Consider the following 17413-nt stretch of genomic DNA (forward strand, 5'->3'; position numbering starts at 1 on the left):
TCTCCATGCGATGAGGCGGCACATGACGCGCCGCCCGTCCCAGTTCACCGAGCCGAAGCGTGAATCGATTCGTGAGTCAACTTGTAAGCCGACTCATTCTCCGACTTTCCGGGGTCAGCAGGCAGAATACACAAAAAAGCACGCTCGTTCAATTTATCATGAGACGGGGTTTCCCCTGGCAACGGGACAGTTCTTTTCGTCCTCGAGCGCGGACGGCAGCACGTGATCGCGGAAGGTGTCGCGCAGTTTGAGTTTTTGCAGCTTGCCGGTGGCCGTGTGCGGCAGTTCGTCGACGAACGCGACGTCGTCGGGAATCCACCATTTGGCGACCTTGCCGTCGTAGAACGCGAGCAGTTCTTCGCGCGTCACGTCGAAACCCGGCCGTTTGACGACCACCAGCAGCGGCCGCTCGGTCCATTTCGGATGCGCGCAGGCGATGCACGCCGCTTCGGCCACCGCCGGATGCGCGATCGCGACGTTCTCGATTTCGATCGAACTGATCCACTCGCCGCCCGACTTGATCACGTCTTTCGAGCGATCCGTGATGTGCAGGAAACTGTCGCGGTCGATGGTGGCGACGTCGCCGGTCGGAAACCAGCCGTCCACCAGCGGCGAATCGTCCTTGCGGAAATACCGGTCGATCACCCACGGGCCGCGCACGTGCAGATCGCCGAACGCAACGCCGTCCCACGGCAGGTCGCGCCCATCGTCGCCGACGATTTTCATATCGACGCCGTAGATCGCATGGCCCTGCTTTTCGCGCAGCTTGCGCTGCTCGTCCGGCGAGCGCTGGCTCTGCTCCCACGTCAGTTTCGACAAGGTGCCGAGCGGCGACATTTCGGTCATGCCCCATGCATGAATCACTTCGACGCCGTATTCGTCCTGGAACGTGCGCAGCATCGCCGGCGGACACGCTGAGCCGCCGATCACCGTACGGTTCAGCGACGAGAAGCGTACACCGGCTTCGCGCAGGTGGTTGAGCAAGCCGAGCCACACCGTCGGCACGCCGGCCGAATAGGTGACGCGTTCGTTTTCCATCAGTTCGTACAGCGATTTGCCGTCAAGGTCCTTGCCGGGAAACACCAGCTTCGCGCCGGTCAGCGGCGCGGCATGCGGGATGCCCCACGCGTTCACATGAAACATCGGCACGACGGGCAACACGGAATCGCGCGCGGACAGACCCATCGCGTCGGGCAACGACGCGCCGAGTGCATGTAGCACGGTCGAGCGATGCGAATACAGCGCGCCCTTGGGATTGCCGGTGGTGCCGGACGTATAGCAAAGGTACGACGCCTGGCGTTCGTCGAGCAGCGGCCATGCGTAGTTGCCGTCCTGCGCGGCGACGAGCGTTTCGTAGCTGAGCACGGGCGTTTGCATCTTCGGCAGATGCGCTTCGTCGGCAAGTGCGATCCAGCCGCGCACTTTCGGGCATTGCGGCGCGAGACAATCGACGAGCGGTGCGAAGGTGGTATCGAACAGCACGTACGCATCGTCGGCATGGTTGACGATGTAGGCGATCTGATCGGGAAAGAGGCGCGGATTGATCGTGTGGCACACGGCGCCGAAGCCGGTGACGCCGTAATATGCTTCAAGATGCCGGTAGCCGTTCCAGGCCAGCGTGGCGACCCGCTCGCCGGGCTCGACGCCCAGTGCGATCAACGCCTGCGCCAGCTGCTTCGCGCGCTTTTCGCAGTCGCGGTAGGTGTAGCGATGCACGTCGCCTTCGATACGCCGCGACACGATCTCGGTGTCGCCGAAATGCCGCGCGGCATGCGCGAGCAATGAGGACACGGTGAGCGGCACGTCCATCATCTGGCCAAGCAGCGGCGTCGTCATAAAGAGAGGTCTCCTCGCCTTGTTTCCGTCAATGGGCGTTGTAATGGGCTTGCGTTTCGTGTGCCGCGCGGGCTTTGGCGGGAGGCGGCCCGGAACGCGGGAGGCGTCGGGCAAAAGGCCTGCCAGCAGCGCCGCGGGCGCGGACTTACAATATCGGTTAATCCAGAGGCGCTCAATATGTCGTTTTCCCCAAGCATTGCAGGGTTATCCGTTCCTTTATCGGCGCTTTCCGACGCGCTTACCAACTCTGCCGAAGGCGCGTTTGCACGGCTCGGCAGCACGTTTCTGACGCGCCTGCCCGCGGCGCCGCTCAATGCGCCGTACATGGTCGGCTTCTCTGAAGAAACGGCCGCGTTGCTTGGCTTGGCACCCGGGCTCCAGCATGAGCCCGGTTTCGCCGAACTCTTCTGCGGCAACGCCACACGCGAGTGGCCGGCGCACGCGCTGCCGTACGCGTCGGTGTATTCGGGCCATCAGTTCGGCGTGTGGGCCGGCCAGCTCGGCGACGGCCGCGCGCTCAGTCTCGGCGAAGTCGAGCACGACGGCCAACGCTTCGAGCTGCAACTCAAAGGCGCCGGCCGCACGCCCTATTCGCGCATGGGCGACGGCCGCGCGGTGCTGCGCTCGTCGATTCGCGAATTTCTGTGCTCCGAAGCGATGCATCACCTTGGCATTCCGACCACCCGCGCACTGTGCGTGATCGGCTCCGACCAGCCGGTGCGGCGCGAGGAAATCGAAACCGCCGCGGTCGTCACGCGCGTGGCGCCGAGCTTCGTGCGCTTCGGGCACTTCGAACATTTCTATTCGAACGATCGCGTCGATGCATTGCGCGCGCTCGCCGATCACGTGATCGAGCGTTTCTATCCGCATTGCCGCGAAGCCGACGATCCGTATCTCGCGCTGCTGAACGAAGCGGTGTTGTCGACCGCCGATCTGATGGTCGAATGGCAGGCAGTCGGCTTCTGCCATGGCGTGATGAATACCGACAACATGTCGATCCTCGGTCTCACGATCGACTACGGCCCGTTCGGTTTCATGGACGGCTTCGACGCCGGCTACATCTGCAATCACTCGGACTCGCAAGGCCGTTACGCGTACCGGATGCAACCGCAGATCGCGTACTGGAACCTCTTTTGCCTCGCGCAAGGCCTGCTGCCGCTGCTCGGCGCACAACACGAGGAAAGCGTGCGCGGCGACAAAGCGATCGAAGACGCGCAGCGCGTGCTCGTCGGCTTCAAGGACCGTTTCGCGCCGGCGCTGGAGCGTCGCATGCGCGCGAAGCTCGGCCTCGAGGTCGAGCGCGACGGCGACGATGCGCTGGTCAATCGTCTGTTCGAAGTCATGCACGCAAACCGTGCCGATTTCACGCTGACATTCCGCAATCTCGCGCGTATTTTGAAACACGATGCGAGCGGCGACGCACCGGCGCGCGACCTGTTCCTCGACCGCGCCGCGTTTGATACGTGGGTGAACGACTACCGCGCGCGCCTGTCCGAAGAAACACGCGACGACGCCGCGCGCGCCATTGCAATGAACCGTGTGAACCCCAAATTCGTACTTCGCAATCACCTGGCGGAAACGGCGATCCGCCGCGCGAAAGAGAAGGATTTCTCCGAAGTGGAGCGTTTGGCGGCGGTGCTGCGCCGTCCATTCGACGAGCAGCCGGAACACGAAGCGTATGCGGGCCTGCCGCCTGACTGGGCCAGCTCGCTGGAAGTCAGTTGCTCTTCGTGAAGCGCCGCCGCAAGTCGTAAGCACGCGCCAAAGACAAACCCGAGACAGGTACTCCGACCATGAACAACCCCGACGACCTCAAGACCGACGCCCCTGCCGTACAGAAAGACGACGCCGAATGGCGCAAGCAACTGTCGGACATCGAATATCAGGTGACGCGCCACGCAGCCACCGAGCGGCCGTTTACCGGCCGCTACCACGACCACTGGGATCGCGGCATTTACGACTGCGTGTGTTGCGGCACGCCGCTGTTCGAATCGGACACCAAATTCGACGCCGGTTGCGGCTGGCCGAGCTACTTCAAGCCGATCAACGGCGAAGTGATCGCCGAGAAAACCGACCGCTCGCACGGCATGCTGCGCATCGAGGTGCAGTGCAAGCATTGCGGCGCGCATCTGGGCCACGTGTTCGAAGACGGACCGGCGCCGACCGGTCTGCGCTACTGCATCAATTCGGCTGCGTTACAATTCGAGCCCAAGTAACGCAGCGCGGAGTCCGGCGCGTTGCCGGCCGGCGTGCGCCCGTATGTCATCGAGCGCCCGCCGGCCGCGACACCGTTCATCCGGCTTGCGAACCGGTCGACCCGGCGCGGCAATCACGCTACGAACGGCAAAAGCGCCGTTCACCGGCCGACGCGGCGGGTTCATACAGCACGCACCCACGGGCGCCTCACATAGCGCCTCTCATTGTCCGACTCACTCTCCGAATCCCCGACCAGATAATGAAATTCCTGTTCGATCTGTTCCCGATCATCCTGTTCTTCGTCACCTTCAAGGTATGGGGCATTTTCACGGCGACGGCAGTGGCGATCGTCGCCACGCTGGTGCAGATCGCCTGGGTGGCGTTCCGCCACCGCAAAGTCGATCCGATGCTGTGGGTCAGCCTCGGCGTCGTCACCGTGTTCGGCGGCGCGACGCTCGTGCTGCACAACGACACCTTCATCAAATGGAAGCCGACCGTGCTGTACTGGGCGTTTTCGGTCGCGCTGATCGTTTCCCAACTGGCGTTCAACAAGAACCTGATCGAAGCGATGATGGGCAAGCAGATCACGCTGCCGCACGTGATCTGGGGCAAACTGAATATCGTCTGGGCGATATTCTTCGTGCTGCTCGGGCTCGTCAATCTGTTCGTCGCGTACCACTACACGACCGACCAATGGGTCAATTTCAAGCTGTTCGGCGCGACGGGGTGCCTCGTGGTGTTCATCGTCGGACAAAGTTTATGGCTGTCCAGATATATGAAGGAGGAGTGACATGACGAGCGATGTGTTTATGCACGCCACCACCGCCGAGCGCGCCGCGCTGATCGAAGCGCGTCTGAGCGCTGCGCTCGCGCCGGTCACGTCGATCCGGATCACCGACGATAGCGCGCAGCATGCGGGCCACGCCGGCGCGTCCGCCGGCGGTCATTTCAGTGTCACGATCGTGGCCGCCGCATTTGCCGGCAAGGCCCGCGTGGCGCGGCATCGCATGGTGTATGATGCGCTGGCCGATGCCATGCAGCGCGGCATTCACGCCCTTGCAATCACGGCGTATACGCCCGAAGAATTCGCTTTGTTGCCCCGCTAGGAAAATATTCGATGACCCTGAAGAAAACCCGCCTTTGGGTATTGCTGGCCGCGTTTGCGGCCGCACCTGCATTCGCACAGAACATTGCCGTCGTGAACGGTACGCCGATTCCGAAAGCGCGCGCCGATGCGCTGATCGATCAACTGGTTCATCAAGGCCAGCAAAACACGCCGCAACTGCAAATGGCCGTGCGCGAAGAGCTGGTGAACCGCGAAATCCTGATGCAGGAAGCGCTGCGCCGCGGTCTGCCGAATCGTCCGGACATCAAGGCGCAAGTCGCCGTCGCACAACAAACCGTCGTGCTGCGCGCGCTGATCGAAGACTTCGTCAAGAACAACCAGCCGAGCGACGCCGAAGTGACCGCACGTTACAACGCACTGGTCAAGGACGCGGGCGGCAAGGAATATCACCTGCACCACATCCTCGTCGACAACGAACAGCAAGCCAAGGATCTGATCGCGAAGATCAAGGGCGGCGCAAGCTTCGAGGATCTCGCCAAGCAGTTCTCGAAGGACCCGGGATCGGGCAAGAACGGCGGCGACCTGGACTGGTCGGACCCGAAGGCCTACGTACCTGAATTCGCGGACGCGGCCACGCATCTGCAAAAAGGCCAGATGACCGACGCGCCAGTGCATACGCAATTCGGCTGGCACATCATCCGTGTCGACGACGTGCGCAACATCACGCCGCCGCCGCTCGAGCAGGTGCGCCCGCAAATCGTGCAGCAGATCCAGCAGGAGAAGCTGCAAGCGTTCGAAGAAGGTCTGCGTAAGAACGCGAAGATTCAGTAAGCGGTTCTTTTACCTACCGCTTGAGCACGAGAAAGCCGCCCTTGGGCGGCTTTCTCGTTTCTGCGGTTCGGTTTTCGCTTCGAAGGCCGCCCACGCGATGCAGCGCAGCGGCCTTCTTCGCATCAACCCAGCCAGCGGCGTGCGTTCTGGAACACGCGCATCCACGGGCTGCCGTCGTTGCCGCCCTCGCCCCAGCCTTCCGGATGCCAGCTCATCTGCACTGCGCGATGCACGCGCTCGGTGTGCGGCATTAGCACGGTGAAGCGGCCATCCGGCGTGGTCACCGACGTGATGCCGTTCGGCGAGCCGTTCGGGTTGAACGGATATTGCTCGGTCGCCTGACCACGGTGATCAACATAACGCATCGCCACCGCGACCTTCGACGCATCGCCTTGCTGCGAGAAGTCGGCAAAACCTTCACCGTGGGCGATCGCCACCGGAATGCGCGAGCCTTCCATGCCGGCAAAGAAGATCGACGGCGACGCTTGCACTTCAACCAGCGAGAAACGCGCTTCGAACTTCTCCGACTTGTTGCGCGTGAACTTCGGCCATGCTTCGGCGCCCGGAATCATCGACGCGAGGCTGCTCATCATCTGGCAGCCGTTGCAGATGCCCAGCGCGAACGTGTCTTCGCGTCCGAAGAAGGCGGCGAACATGTCGGCCAACTGCGCATTGAAGCGGATCGCCTTCGCCCAGCCTTCGCCGGCACCCAGCGTGTCGCCGTACGAGAAGCCGCCGCACGCCACCGCACCGGCGAAATCCGCCAGCGTGGCGCGGCCCGTCAGCAGGTCGCTCATGTGCACGTCGTGCGCATCGAAGCCGGCGCGGTCGAATGCATAGGCCGTTTCCAGGTGCGAGTTCACGCCTTGCTCGCGCAGAATCGCGACACGCGGACGCGCGCCCTTGGAGACGCCCCGAAGGAAGTCCCCTTGGGGGGCGCCCCGAAGGAAGTCCCCTTGGGGGACGAACGGCGCGGCGACGTCTTCAGCCGGATCGAACGTGAGGACCGGCGTGATGCCCGGATCGGCAGCGTCGAGCAGCGCGTCGTATTCGGCATCGGCGCATGCCGGGTTGTCGCGCAGACGCGAAATGCGCCAGCTCACTTCGCTCCACGCGCGATGCAATTCGGTGCGCGGCGCTTCGTAGATCTTCTTCGCGTCGCGATAGATTTCGATCGTGTCGCGCTCGTTGGTCTTGCCGATCACGTGCGAGCATGCCGACAGGCCATGTTCGCGCAATGCGCCCAGCACCGCATCGCGGTCCGCTGCGCGCACCTGGATCACCGCACCCAGTTCCTCGGTGAAAAGCGCGCGGATCGTGCGGTCTTCGCGGCGGCCGCTGGTCTGCCTGGCCCAGTCTTTCGCGTCGCCGTAATCGGATTCGTGATGCGGATCGAGCACCAGCATGTCGACGTTCATCGACACGCCGACGTGACCGGCAAACGCCATTTCGCACACCGTCGCCCACAGGCCGCCGTCGGAGCGGTCGTGGTATGCGAGCAGCTTGCCGTCGCTGTTGAGCGCCTGGATCGCGCTGAAGAAGCGTTTCAGATCTTCCGCATCGTCGACGTCCGGCACCGCGTCGCCGACCTGCTGCGTGACCTGCGCGAGAATGCTGCCGCCGAGACGATGCTTGCCGCGGCCGAGGTCGATCGCGATCAGCACGGAGTCGCCCACGCCATCCGTTCCGCTTGCGCGGCGCAGCTGGGGCGTGAGGTGGCGACGCACGTCTTCGACCGGCGCGAATGCCGAGATGATCAGCGAGACCGGCGCGACCACTTCCTTCGCGACGCCGCGGTCTTCCCATTTGGTGCGCATCGACAGCGAATCCTTGCCGACCGGAATGCTGATGCCCAGCGCGGGGCACAATTCCATGCCGATCGCCTTGACCGTGTCGAACAGCGCGGCGTCTTCGCCCGGTGCGCCGCACGCGGCCATCCAGTTCGCCGACAGCTTGAGCTTATCGAGCGACGCGATCGGCGCCGCGGCGATGTTGGTGACCGCCTCGCCGACCGCCATGCGGCCCGAAGCCGGCGCGTCGATCACGGCGAGCGGCGTGCGCTCGGCCATCGTCATCGCTTCGCCGCGGAAGCCCGCGTAGTCCATCGTCGTGATCGCGACGTCGGCGACCGGCACTTGCCACGGGCCGACCATCTGGTCGCGCGCGGTCGTGCCGCCCACCGAGCGGTCGCCGATCGTGATCAGGAACGACTTGCTGGCGACCGTCGGGTGACGCAGCACGCTGAGCGCCACTTCCGACAATGCGATGCCAGTGACATCCACCGGATCGAGTTTCGTTGCGACGCGCCTGACGTCGCGATGCATGCGCGGCGCCTTGCCGAGCAGCACTTCCATCGGCATATCGACCGGCTGGTGCGCGGCGACGTCTTTCAGTTCGGTGTCGATCAGTTTCAACTGACGCTCGGCGGTGGCCGTGCCGGTCACCGCGAACGGGCAGCGCTCGCGCTCGCACATCGCTTCGAAAGCCGGCAGATCGGCCGGCGCAATCGCCAGCACGTAGCGTTCTTGCGCTTCGTTCGACCAGATTTCACGCGGCGACAAACCGCTTTCTTCCAGCTGGATCTTGCGCAGTTCGAAAACCGCGCCCTTGCCCGCGCCGTCCACCACTTCCGGGAACGCGTTCGACAGACCGCCCGCGCCGACGTCGTGGATGCTCAGAATCGGGTTCTTCTCGCCGAGTTGCCAGCACGCGTTGATGACTTCCTGGGCGCGCCGCTCGATTTCCGGGTTGCCGCGCTGGACCGAGTCGAAGTCGAGCTCGGCGGTGTTGGTGCCGGTCGCCATCGAGCTGGCCGCGCCGCCGCCCATGCCGATGCGCATGCCCGGGCCGCCGATCTGGATCAGCAGCGACCCTTCCGGCAGATCGTGCTTGTGCGTGTGTTGATCCGAAATATTGCCGATGCCGCCGGCGATCATGATCGGCTTGTGATAGCCGCGCACCAGACCGGCGACGTTCTGCTCATAAGTACGGAAATAGCCGCCCAGATTCGGCCGGCCGAATTCATTGTTGAACGCGGCGCCGCCCAGCGGGCCGTCGATCATGATCTGCAGCGGCGAAGCGATGCGATCGGGCCGGCCGTACGCTTCGTGCCTGTCGTTCGGGTTGCGGTGCGCGAGCGGCTGCGCGGCGTCGCGGGCGTTTTCCCATGCTTCGACGCCGTCCGGCAATTCGAGGTTCGACACCGTGAAGCCCGCCAGACCCGCCTTCGGACGCGCGCCGCGGCCGGTTGCGCCTTCGTCGCGGATTTCGCCGCCGGCGCCGGTCGAGGCGCCCGGGAATGGCGAAATCGCGGTCGGGTGATTGTGCGTTTCCACCTTCATCAAGGTGTGCGTCAATTCGACATTGCGGCGATAGTGCTCGGGCAACTCGCCTTCGCCGAGTTCAGCCGGCGTGCGCGGGAACCAGCGCTCGGCGATGCCGCCCGCCATGATCGCCGAGTTGTCCGAATACGCGACGATCGTGCCTTGCGGGTTCAGCTTCTCGGTGTTGCGGATCATGTTGAACAGCGAGATGTCTTGCGGCTCGCCGTCGATGGTCCATTGCGCGTTAAAAATCTTGTGGCGGCAGTGCTCGCTGTTGGCCTGCGCGAACATCATCAATTCGACGTCGGTCGGGTTGCGGCCGAGTTTCGTGAATGCGTCGACCAGATAGTCGATTTCGTCGTCGGCAAGCGCGAGGCCCAGCTCCGCATTGGCCGCTTCCAGCGCGCTGCGGCCGTGGCTCGAAACGTCGACGGTTTGCAGCGGCTTGGCCGGCAGTTCGTCGAACAGATGCATCGCGTGGTCACGCGACGGCGCGACGCTGTCGGTCATGCGGTCGTGCAGCGCTGCGGCGACGGCCGTGCGCGCTTCGTCGGAGAGCGCCTTCTTGCCGCCGAGCAGCCCGCTTTTCAGCGTGACCGTGTACTCGACGCCACGCTCGATGCGGCGCACCTGCGTCAGACCGCACAGATGGGCGATATCCGTTGCCTTGCTGGCCCACGGCGACACCGTGCCGAAGCGCGGCACCACGAGGAAGGTGTCGGCCGTGCCGCGCTCTTTGGTTTCTTCGAGCGGGTGGCCGTAGTGCATCAGCGCTTCGATCTTCGCGTTGTCGTCCCCGGAAAGCGGCGTCTGGGCGTTGACAAAGTGCAGATACTGTCCGCGCACGCCGGTGATGTTGGCGTCGATGCGCGTGAGCGTTTCGAGCAGGCGGGTTTGACGGAAATCGGAAAGGGCCGAAGCGCCGGGGAAACACGAGAAGTGGGCCATGGACTTGACGTTGCGTCGCTCAATGATGCCGATGAGTCGCGCATGCAGGCGACGTGAGGCTGAAAGGAAGTCCGGGATTATACCCCGGGAACGGGCTTCCAGCGGGCTTGGCGGTGCGGTCCCGGTGGCGTTCCGGCCCGTGCCTCCGGGCTGGCAAGGTGGTCGCCCCGCGGCTCGGGTATGGCCGCGCCAGAAAAGCCGATCGTCATTGCGCGGCGGGACATCCTCTGGCCGAAGGGTAATCGTGCGCCCGTAGCCACCACCCCGGACGCCGGCCTGCGGCGTGCGCGGCGACGCTCACGTGGCAGTGCCGTCCGTTTGGCTGCTATCATTCGCCCTTTCACCAGATCGGCGCGAACGGCCTGCGCAACGCCGGGCTTCGCGCCGCATGTCACGCTTACGCGGAACGCAGGGTTTTAGCATCCCGCCGGCAAATCGAATCAGAACATGGATGTCATCGTCATTGGCGGCGGAATCGCTGGCGTCGCCACCGCTTATCAATTGCGCGCGGCCGGCCACAGGGTTTGCGTCGTCGAGCGCCACGCGACCGTCGCGCAGGGCGCGACCTATGGACATGGCGGCACCGTCCTGCCGACTCCGCTCGACGTCTGGTTCGGCCCGACTTTCATGGCGAACCGTCAGGGCGCAAAAAACGGCGTCATCAGCAAGACCGGTTTCAACGGGCCGGCGCGCCAGTTCGTCAAGCAGCTTGCCGCTTTGCAGGAGCCTGAGGCGTTCAGCCAGCAATACGGGCGGCTGCGCCCGCTGATCGAATCCTCGCGTGACGCGATGGCCGACATGGAAGCGCGCTTCGGCCTGGAATACGAACAGGCGAGCGGCGTGCTTTATCTGGTGCGTTCCGCGCAGGAATGGCAGCAGACCCAGACCGCGCTCGACATGCTGCGTCAATACGAAGTGCCGCATCACGTGCTGACGCCTGCCGAATGCGCCGCGTTCGAGCATTCCGTGCCGACCGATCCGGAATTCGCCGGCGGCGTGCTGTTCGACCACGAGCGCACGGCGAACTGCCCGCTTTTCGCCAAGCTGATCAAACAGACCCTCGATGAGCAGGGCGGCGTGCAATTCATGCTCGGCTGCGAAGTGTCGGCGATCCGCCTCGACGGCCAGCGCCCCGCGGTGGAACTGGCGGCGCGCCCGGCCGACACGTCCCGTTCACGCGAAGTCGACGTGATCAGCGCCGACGCCATTGTCGTGGCCGCGGGTTACGGCAGCTTGCCGCTGCTCGAACGCCTCGGGCTGCGACTGCCGCTGCATCCGCTGCGCCTGCACACGCTGGTTGCACCGATTGCGCATGAGGAATGCGCGCCGCACGTCGCGATCGTCGACGCGGTGAAGCGGATTGCAATTACACGGATGAACCACCGGTTGCGGATTGCGGGTGGCGCGGTCTTGCAAAGTGCCGGCCAGATCGACAAACCGCTCGGCGAGGCGTTGACCAAGGAAGCGCTTGCGCTATTGGGTCAGGCGACGCACGACTGGATCCCGGGGGCCGCGCGGATTTCCGCGGCGTTGCCATGGGAGGGGGTGAAACTGCTGTCGCAGGACGGTTTGCCGGTGATCGGTCACGCTGTGCATCCCCGGCTGTTTGTGAATGTGGGGCATGGCCCGGCGGGATGGGGGCTGGCATGCGGCGCTGGCAAGCTCGTGACCGATATGGTCACTGGCACGACGCCAGAGCTGCCGGCGCAGACATTGGCAGCGCTTCGGCCGGATCGGTTTTAAAGGTTTTTTTGCCTTTTGCGGCGGCATGGGTCGTATGCCTACGGCGTACCGACCATCGCGCCGCACAGGTAAAAAAACCGCCTTATCCCTATCCGCACTACCATAGTGCTTTCGATAGCTTCCGCATCTTGCAAAAAGGTGAACCCCAAGCCACTGCCATGACAGAACCCGAAACCGCGCTCCCGGATCTGATCAGCCCGCACAACCGTGCATTGCCCCTCCTTACCCTGACAGACCTTCGGATACTGGAAAACCAGACATCGGCAGCGTTGCCGGCACATACGCTCATGGCCCGCGCAGGCAAAGCCGCCGCCAGCTTCCTGAGCGAGCAAATAACCCGCGACACGTCAGTCGACAAAACGAAGCACAAAGTGTGGCTCATGGCAGGCCCGGGCAACAACGGCGGCGACGCCCTGGTCATGGCGACGGAACTCCACAAGGCAGGCATCGCGGTAGAACTCTGCATGCCGATCGAAGTAAAACCGGAAGACGCCCGCTGGGCCCTGAACAACGCCCGCGCCGCAGGCATTGCAATCACCTCGACACCCCCAGCCTCGCTGGAGAACTACAGCTGGCTGGTGGACGGCATGTTCGGCATAGGCCTGACGCGCCCATTGGAGGGCATCTTCGCAACAACCGCCCGCCAACTCTCGCAACGCACCAAAGCGAAAACAAAAGCAAAAGGCGGCGTACTGGCGCTCGACACCCCAAGTGGCCTGGACAGCGACACCGGCACGGTCATCGGCGAGGGTGACGCAGCAGTCCACGCTACCCACACCGTCACCTTCATCGGCGCCAAACCCGGCCTCTTCACCGCACAAGGCCGCGACCTGGCCGGCGCGGTAACGGTGGCGCCGATCGGCGTCGACAGCACCACCCGCACGGCCGTACAACTCAACGCGCCTGAACTATTCGCCGCCTTCCTGCCGCCACGCGACTTCGCGACCAACAAGGGCACTTTCGGCAGCCTCGCGGTGGTCGGCGGCGACACCGGCATGTGCGGCGCGCCGATCCTCGCGGCGCGTGCGGCGCTCTATTCCGGCGCGGGCAAAGTGCACATCGCCCTGCTGGGCGTCGGCGCACCGCCCTACGACCCGCCGCATCCCGAACTGATGCTGCACGCGATCGACGATCTGCCGCTCGACACGATGGACGCGCTCGCCGTCGGCTGCGGCATGGGCCATCGCGAGTGTGCGACGCAGGTCCTGCACCGCGTCTTGCCGCTCGACATGCCCAAGCTGCTCGACGCCGACGCACTGAACCTGATTTCGAAAGACCCGTCGCTCGCAGCGCAGGTCACCGCGCGCGGCGTGCAAGGCGATCCGTGCGTGCTGACGCCGCATCCGCTCGAAGCCGCGCGTCTGCTCGGCATCGACGCGCCCACCGTGCAGCGCGACCGGCTGGCCGCGGCGCGTGCGCTGGCGGCGCGCTTTGCCAGCGTCGTCGTGCTGAAAGGCAGCGGCACGGTGATCGCGGCGCCGGACGGCCGCCTCGCGATCAATCCGACCGGCAATGCGGCACTCGCGACAGGCGGCACCGGCGACGTGCTCGGCGGCATCATCGGCGCCCTGCTCGCGCAGCACTTGCCGCGTTATGAAGCGGCGTTGGCAGGCGTCTACCTGCACGGCCTCGCCGCCGACACCCTGAGCGCGCAAGGCCACGGCCCGGCCGGCTTGACGGCAGGCGAACTGGCACCGATGGTGCGGACCTTGATGAACCGGATGTTCTATCCGACACTGGATCGATGACGCCGCATGTCTCGCCGGGCGCGTCGGACGCCCAGGCCGCTGCCACCTGTCACGCAACACCGTTATACTGATTGGCCAAGCCGCGCGACCGGCCGCGCGGCATCGCTCTAACAGCATCGTTGCATCATCCTCGGCAGCGCTTCATGCGCGCGCCTTTCTTCGTGCCCCTTCGTTAGACGGACGCTATGACGCAGAACTCGCTCCCCTCCTGGTCCTCGCTGCAAACGCATTACGAGAAGATTCGCGATGCGCACATGCGCGACTGGTTCGCCCCCGAGAACGATCCCGCCCCTACCCGCGCTGAGCGCTTTGCGTTCGCGGGCGGCGGTCTCGCGGCCGATTTTTCGAAGAACCGCATCACCGACGAAACCTTGCAACTGCTGGTGCAACTCGCCCGCGAAGCCGGCGTCGAAAAGCGCCGCGACGCGATGTTCGCAGGCGAAGTCGTCAACCCGACTGAAGGCCGCGCCGCGCTGCACACCGCACTGCGCGCAAGCGACCCGAAAGCGCCGTTCCATGCACAAGTGCAGGCCGAGCGCGCCAGGATGGCCGCGTTCGCCGACCAGGTGCGCAGCGGCGCCTGGACCGGCTACACCGGCAAGCGGATCCGCTATGTCGTGAACATCGGTATCGGCGGCTCGGATCTCGGGCCCAAGATGGTCGTGCACGCGCTGCATCATCTGGCGAGCCGGCAGATCACGACGCACTTCGTCTCGAACGTCGACGGCGCCGATCTGTACAACGTGATGCAGCAGATCGATCCGGAAGAAACGCTCGCGATCATCGTCTCCAAGACCTTTACCACGCTCGAAACGATGACCAACGCGCGCTCGCTGCGCGACTGGTTCGTCGAGAAAGGCTGCCCGGAAAGCGCGCTCGCCAAGCACTTTGTCGGCGTGTCGGCGAACCCGGCGGAAGTGGTCAGGTTCGGCATCGCGAAAGAGAACGTGTTCGAGATGTGGGACTGGGTCGGCGGCCGCTATTCGCTGTGGTCGGCGGTCGGTCTGTCGATCATGATCGCGATCGGTCCGCAGCAGTTCGGCGAACTGCTGGCCGGCGCCAACGAAATGGACCAGCATTTCCGCGACGCGCCGCTCGAGCGCAATCTGCCGGTGCTGCTCGGCATGATCGGCATCTGGTATCGCAACTTCTTCGGCTCGCAAAGCTACCTGGTCGCGCCGTATTCGGAAGCGCTGCATTTCCTGCCGTCGTATCTGCAACAGTTGGAGATGGAGAGCAACGGCAAGTCCGCGCGTCTCGACGGCGCGATGGTCGATTATCCGACCTCCGCCGTGACGTGGGGTGAACCCGGCACGAACGGCCAGCACGCGTTCTTCCAGATGCTGCATCAGGGCCCGACGATCGTGCCGATCGACTTCGTCGCCGTGTTGACGCCGGAGCATCCGCTTGTCAGCCATCATCCGAAGCTGCTGGCGAACTGCTTCGCACAAAGCGAAGCGCTGATGCTCGGCCGCACATTGGAAGAAGCGAAGAAGGTCGCTGGCGCGGACAAGCCGGAACTCGCGCCGCATCTGGTGTTTCCGGGCAACCGTCCGACCAGCACGCTGCTGGTCGAGGCACTGACCGCGCGTTCGCTCGGCGCGTTGATCGCGCTTTATGAGCACAAGGTGCTGGTGCAGGCGTCGGTCTGGAACATCAATCCGTTCGATCAGTGGGGCGTCGAGTTGGGCAAGATTCTCGGCAAGGTCGTCGAAGCGGATCTGACCGCCGCAAGCGTCGATGAAAAGAAACATGACTCGTCGACGTCCGCGCTGATCGCCCGGGCACGCGCCGCATTAAAGCGCTGAGCGTGAGCGGCGCGCTTGCGCGTGCCGCATGCGCCGATTGCTCACGCGCGCCTGGTTAACCGGCCAGGCGCCCCGCTTCGATCGTCACCGTCGTATCGCAGCGGCGCGCAAGTTCGACGTCGTGCGTGACAAGAATCAACGTGGCGCCGTTCGCACGATTCATCTCGAACATCAGGTCGATCACCGCATGGCCCGTCGCCGCATCGAGACTACCGGTCGGCTCATCGGCGAACAGGATCGCCGGATGTGTGACGAACGCGCGCGCCAACGCGACGCGTTGCTGCTCGCCGCCCGAGAGCAGCTTCGGATAATGACCGGTACGCTGCCCTAGACCCACCTGCTCCAGCAAGCGGCGCGCACGCGCCGCGGCCTCGCGCGTGCCGATGCCGCCTTGCAGTTCGAGTGGCAAGGTGACGTTTTCGAGCGCCGTCAAATGCGGCATCAGTTGAAACGACTGAAACACGAAACCGACCGAGCCGCTGCGCAACGCAGCGCGCTCGTCTTCGTTCAGTTCGGTAAGTTCGCGCCCCAGCAGCCGAACCGAGCCGGAACTCGCGCTGTCCAATCCGGCAAGCAAGCCAAGCAGCGTAGACTTGCCCGACCCGGATGCACCGACGATCGCCACACTGCTGCCGGCATCGATGGCAAGATCGATATCGTCGAGAATCGTCAACTCGCCGGTCGCGTCCTTAACCCTCTTGCTCAAACCCCGTACTTCAATGACTGGATCAGTTTTGTTTAGCATGGTGAAGCGTAGGTTGAAAGTGGGCGCTATAGCGCCTCGCACTGCGGCGCTGGCTACGGCATTGGGCTCGGCCGTGCTGAGTGCAGCCATGTTTTCGATGCCTGTCGCGGCTCAAGCCGCCAACGCGCCTGGCGAGGCCAAGCCGGTGATCGTCGTGCTCGGCGACAGCATCTCCGCCGAATACGGCCTGCCCCGCGACACCGGCTGGGTTGCCTTGATGCGCCAGCGCCTCACCGACGAGCGAATCGATTATAGCGTCGCCAATGCCAGCATCAGCGGCGACACCACGAGCGGCGGCCGGGCCCGCTTGCCGGCGCTCCTGCAAAGACTCAAGCCGAGCATCGTGATCGTCGAACTCGGCGCCAACGACGCGTTACGCGGCGTACCGCTCGCCACCACCGAAGACAACCTGCGCACGATCATCGAACAGGCTCAGCAGGGCCACGCGAAGGTCGTGCTGATCGGCATGTACGTACCGCCTAATTACGGCCCGGACTACACGCAAAAGTTCCACAGCTTGTACGGCGAACTGTCGAAGCAACTGCGCGTGCCGCTGGTGCCCTTCCTGCTCGCCGGCATCGCCGACAAACCGGAGATGTTTCAGGCCGATCAGATTCATCCGACGCAACAGGCACAGCCCGTGCTGCTCAACAACGTGTGGCCGGCTGTGAAGCCGTTGCTGCGCACAAGTTCGCCGCGCTGAAAAGTTCGCTAACAACTTGTTTCCGAAAATTGGGGAACATGGATCCGCAAGGTCGATCGGATTATTTCGCAATCCGTGTAACCCGGCTCGCTTCCGAGCGACTTTTGAGGAGATAACGTGAAATACTTATCGTTAATCGCTTTGACCGTAGCATTTTCTGCCAGCGCCGCTCAACCGTCGGCGGTTCAGTCCGTGGGACAAAGTCAGCAACCGCCCAAGGCTGTCGCTGCCTGCATTGCGCAGAAGTGGGCGGATGGCTCGCAACAGCAAGTCGTGTCGCAGAACACGCTGGCCAACGATCAGGCGCTCGACGTCTACGTCCCGGGCCAGAAGCCGCCTGACGGCGCGGCCGCAGTGGTACGCCCGGCGTACTCCGGCAAGGGTACGTGGGTCGGCTTCCGCGCGAATGGCGCAGCGGGCAGCGACGCCACCAGTGCGATCAGCGCTTGCCTTTAACAACCGGCAG

13 protein-coding genes are annotated in these 17413 nt (G+C 64.2%); 10 read left to right on the top strand and 3 right to left on the bottom strand.

Features of this window, described 5'->3' with window-relative positions; genetic code table 11:
• Positions 1 to 156: 156 nt before the first annotated feature.
• Entirely contained in the window at positions 157 to 1836 is a 1680-nt protein-coding gene (locus SB772_RS11035; RefSeq protein ID WP_410833292.1) for a 3-(methylthio)propionyl-CoA ligase, read from the bottom strand.
• A 177-nt stretch (positions 1837 to 2013) separates the two neighbouring features.
• On the opposite strand from SB772_RS11035, the gene SB772_RS11040 reads away from it, so the two are divergent.
• The 5 genes from SB772_RS11040 (at position 2014) to SB772_RS11060 (ending at position 5929) form a co-directional block, all read left to right on the top strand.
• Positions 2014 to 3570 carry a protein adenylyltransferase SelO gene (locus SB772_RS11040; protein ID WP_410833293.1) on the top strand — a complete coding sequence of 519 codons (1557 nt, stop codon included), beginning with the start codon at positions 2014 to 2016 and terminating at the stop codon, positions 3568 to 3570.
• 59 nt (positions 3571 to 3629) lie between these two features.
• Positions 3630 to 4052, top strand: a complete 423-nt coding sequence (gene msrB, locus SB772_RS11045; RefSeq protein WP_410833294.1) for a peptide-methionine (R)-S-oxide reductase MsrB — start codon at positions 3630 to 3632, stop codon at positions 4050 to 4052.
• Positions 4053 to 4291: 239 nt separating this feature from the next.
• The gene (locus SB772_RS11050) at positions 4292 to 4822 is read left to right on the top strand and encodes a septation protein A (protein ID WP_410833295.1); all 531 of its coding nucleotides are present in this window, start codon (positions 4292 to 4294) and stop codon (positions 4820 to 4822) included.
• Between the two features lies 1 nt (position 4823).
• On the top strand, positions 4824 to 5138 hold the full coding sequence (locus SB772_RS11055) for a BolA family protein (protein ID WP_410833296.1): 315 nt from the start codon (positions 4824 to 4826) through the stop codon (positions 5136 to 5138).
• A gap of 11 nt (positions 5139 to 5149) precedes the next feature.
• Positions 5150 to 5929 carry a peptidylprolyl isomerase gene (locus SB772_RS11060; RefSeq protein WP_410833297.1) on the top strand — a complete coding sequence of 260 codons (780 nt, stop codon included), beginning with the start codon at positions 5150 to 5152 and terminating at the stop codon, positions 5927 to 5929.
• Positions 5930 to 6051: 122 nt separating this feature from the next.
• On the opposite strand, the gene purL is transcribed toward SB772_RS11060, so the two are convergent.
• Complete coding sequence (purL, locus tag SB772_RS11065; protein ID WP_410833298.1) at positions 6052 to 10200, bottom strand: phosphoribosylformylglycinamidine synthase; 4149 nt, start codon at positions 10198 to 10200, stop codon at positions 6052 to 6054.
• A gap of 447 nt (positions 10201 to 10647) precedes the next feature.
• Here purL and SB772_RS11070 point away from each other — a divergent pair, with 447 nt between their 5' ends.
• The 3 genes from SB772_RS11070 (at position 10648) to pgi (ending at position 15499) form a co-directional block, all read left to right on the top strand.
• Positions 10648 to 11943, top strand: a complete 1296-nt coding sequence (locus tag SB772_RS11070; protein WP_410833299.1) for an FAD-dependent oxidoreductase — start codon at positions 10648 to 10650, stop codon at positions 11941 to 11943.
• 158 nt (positions 11944 to 12101) lie between these two features.
• A complete protein-coding gene (locus tag SB772_RS11075) occupies positions 12102 to 13691 on the top strand; it encodes an NAD(P)H-hydrate dehydratase (protein WP_410833300.1) in 1590 nt (529 codons plus the stop codon).
• Between the two features lie 185 nt (positions 13692 to 13876).
• Positions 13877 to 15499 (top strand): glucose-6-phosphate isomerase, encoded by a 1623-nt coding sequence (pgi, locus tag SB772_RS11080; RefSeq protein ID WP_410833301.1) that lies wholly within the window; start codon positions 13877 to 13879, stop codon positions 15497 to 15499.
• Between the two features lie 55 nt (positions 15500 to 15554).
• Here the strand turns inward: pgi and SB772_RS11085 are convergent, their stop codons facing one another.
• Entirely contained in the window at positions 15555 to 16244 is a 690-nt protein-coding gene (locus SB772_RS11085) for an ABC transporter ATP-binding protein (protein ID WP_410833302.1), read from the bottom strand.
• Between SB772_RS11085 and SB772_RS11090 the strand changes: the two genes are divergently transcribed.
• Together SB772_RS11090 and SB772_RS11095 are read left to right on the top strand one after the other, a co-directional pair.
• Positions 16243 to 16947 carry an arylesterase gene (locus SB772_RS11090; protein ID WP_410833303.1) on the top strand — a complete coding sequence of 235 codons (705 nt, stop codon included), beginning with the start codon at positions 16243 to 16245 and terminating at the stop codon, positions 16945 to 16947. The two genes, SB772_RS11085 and SB772_RS11090, sit on opposite strands and share 2 nt — an antisense overlap.
• 117 nt (positions 16948 to 17064) lie before the next feature.
• A complete protein-coding gene (locus SB772_RS11095) occupies positions 17065 to 17403 on the top strand; it encodes a hypothetical protein (protein WP_410833304.1) in 339 nt (112 codons plus the stop codon).
• Positions 17404 to 17413 lie beyond the last annotated feature (10 nt).

Source organism: Paraburkholderia sp. SIMBA_030 (assembly GCF_046535245.1).
GTDB lineage: Bacteria > Pseudomonadota > Gammaproteobacteria > Burkholderiales > Burkholderiaceae > Paraburkholderia.

Excerpts from the sequence above, each read along its gene's own strand:
- SB772_RS11035 (WP_410833292.1), bottom strand. The coding sequence starts at position 1,836 with ATGACGACGCCGCTGCTTGGCCAGATGATGGACGTGCCGCTCACCGTG.
- SB772_RS11040 (WP_410833293.1), top strand. The coding sequence starts at position 2,014 with ATGTCGTTTTCCCCAAGCATTGCAGGGTTATCCGTTCCTTTATCGGCG.
- msrB (WP_410833294.1), top strand. The coding sequence starts at position 3,630 with ATGAACAACCCCGACGACCTCAAGACCGACGCCCCTGCCGTACAGAAA.
- SB772_RS11050 (WP_410833295.1), top strand. The coding sequence starts at position 4,292 with ATGAAATTCCTGTTCGATCTGTTCCCGATCATCCTGTTCTTCGTCACC.
- SB772_RS11055 (WP_410833296.1), top strand. The coding sequence starts at position 4,824 with ATGACGAGCGATGTGTTTATGCACGCCACCACCGCCGAGCGCGCCGCG.
- SB772_RS11060 (WP_410833297.1), top strand. The coding sequence starts at position 5,150 with ATGACCCTGAAGAAAACCCGCCTTTGGGTATTGCTGGCCGCGTTTGCG.
- purL (WP_410833298.1), bottom strand. The coding sequence starts at position 10,200 with ATGGCCCACTTCTCGTGTTTCCCCGGCGCTTCGGCCCTTTCCGATTTC.
- SB772_RS11070 (WP_410833299.1), top strand. The coding sequence starts at position 10,648 with ATGGATGTCATCGTCATTGGCGGCGGAATCGCTGGCGTCGCCACCGCT.
- SB772_RS11075 (WP_410833300.1), top strand. The coding sequence starts at position 12,102 with ATGACAGAACCCGAAACCGCGCTCCCGGATCTGATCAGCCCGCACAAC.
- pgi (WP_410833301.1), top strand. The coding sequence starts at position 13,877 with ATGACGCAGAACTCGCTCCCCTCCTGGTCCTCGCTGCAAACGCATTAC.
- SB772_RS11090 (WP_410833303.1), top strand. The coding sequence starts at position 16,243 with ATGGTGAAGCGTAGGTTGAAAGTGGGCGCTATAGCGCCTCGCACTGCG.
- SB772_RS11085 (WP_410833302.1), bottom strand. The coding sequence starts at position 16,244 with ATGCTAAACAAAACTGATCCAGTCATTGAAGTACGGGGTTTGAGCAAG.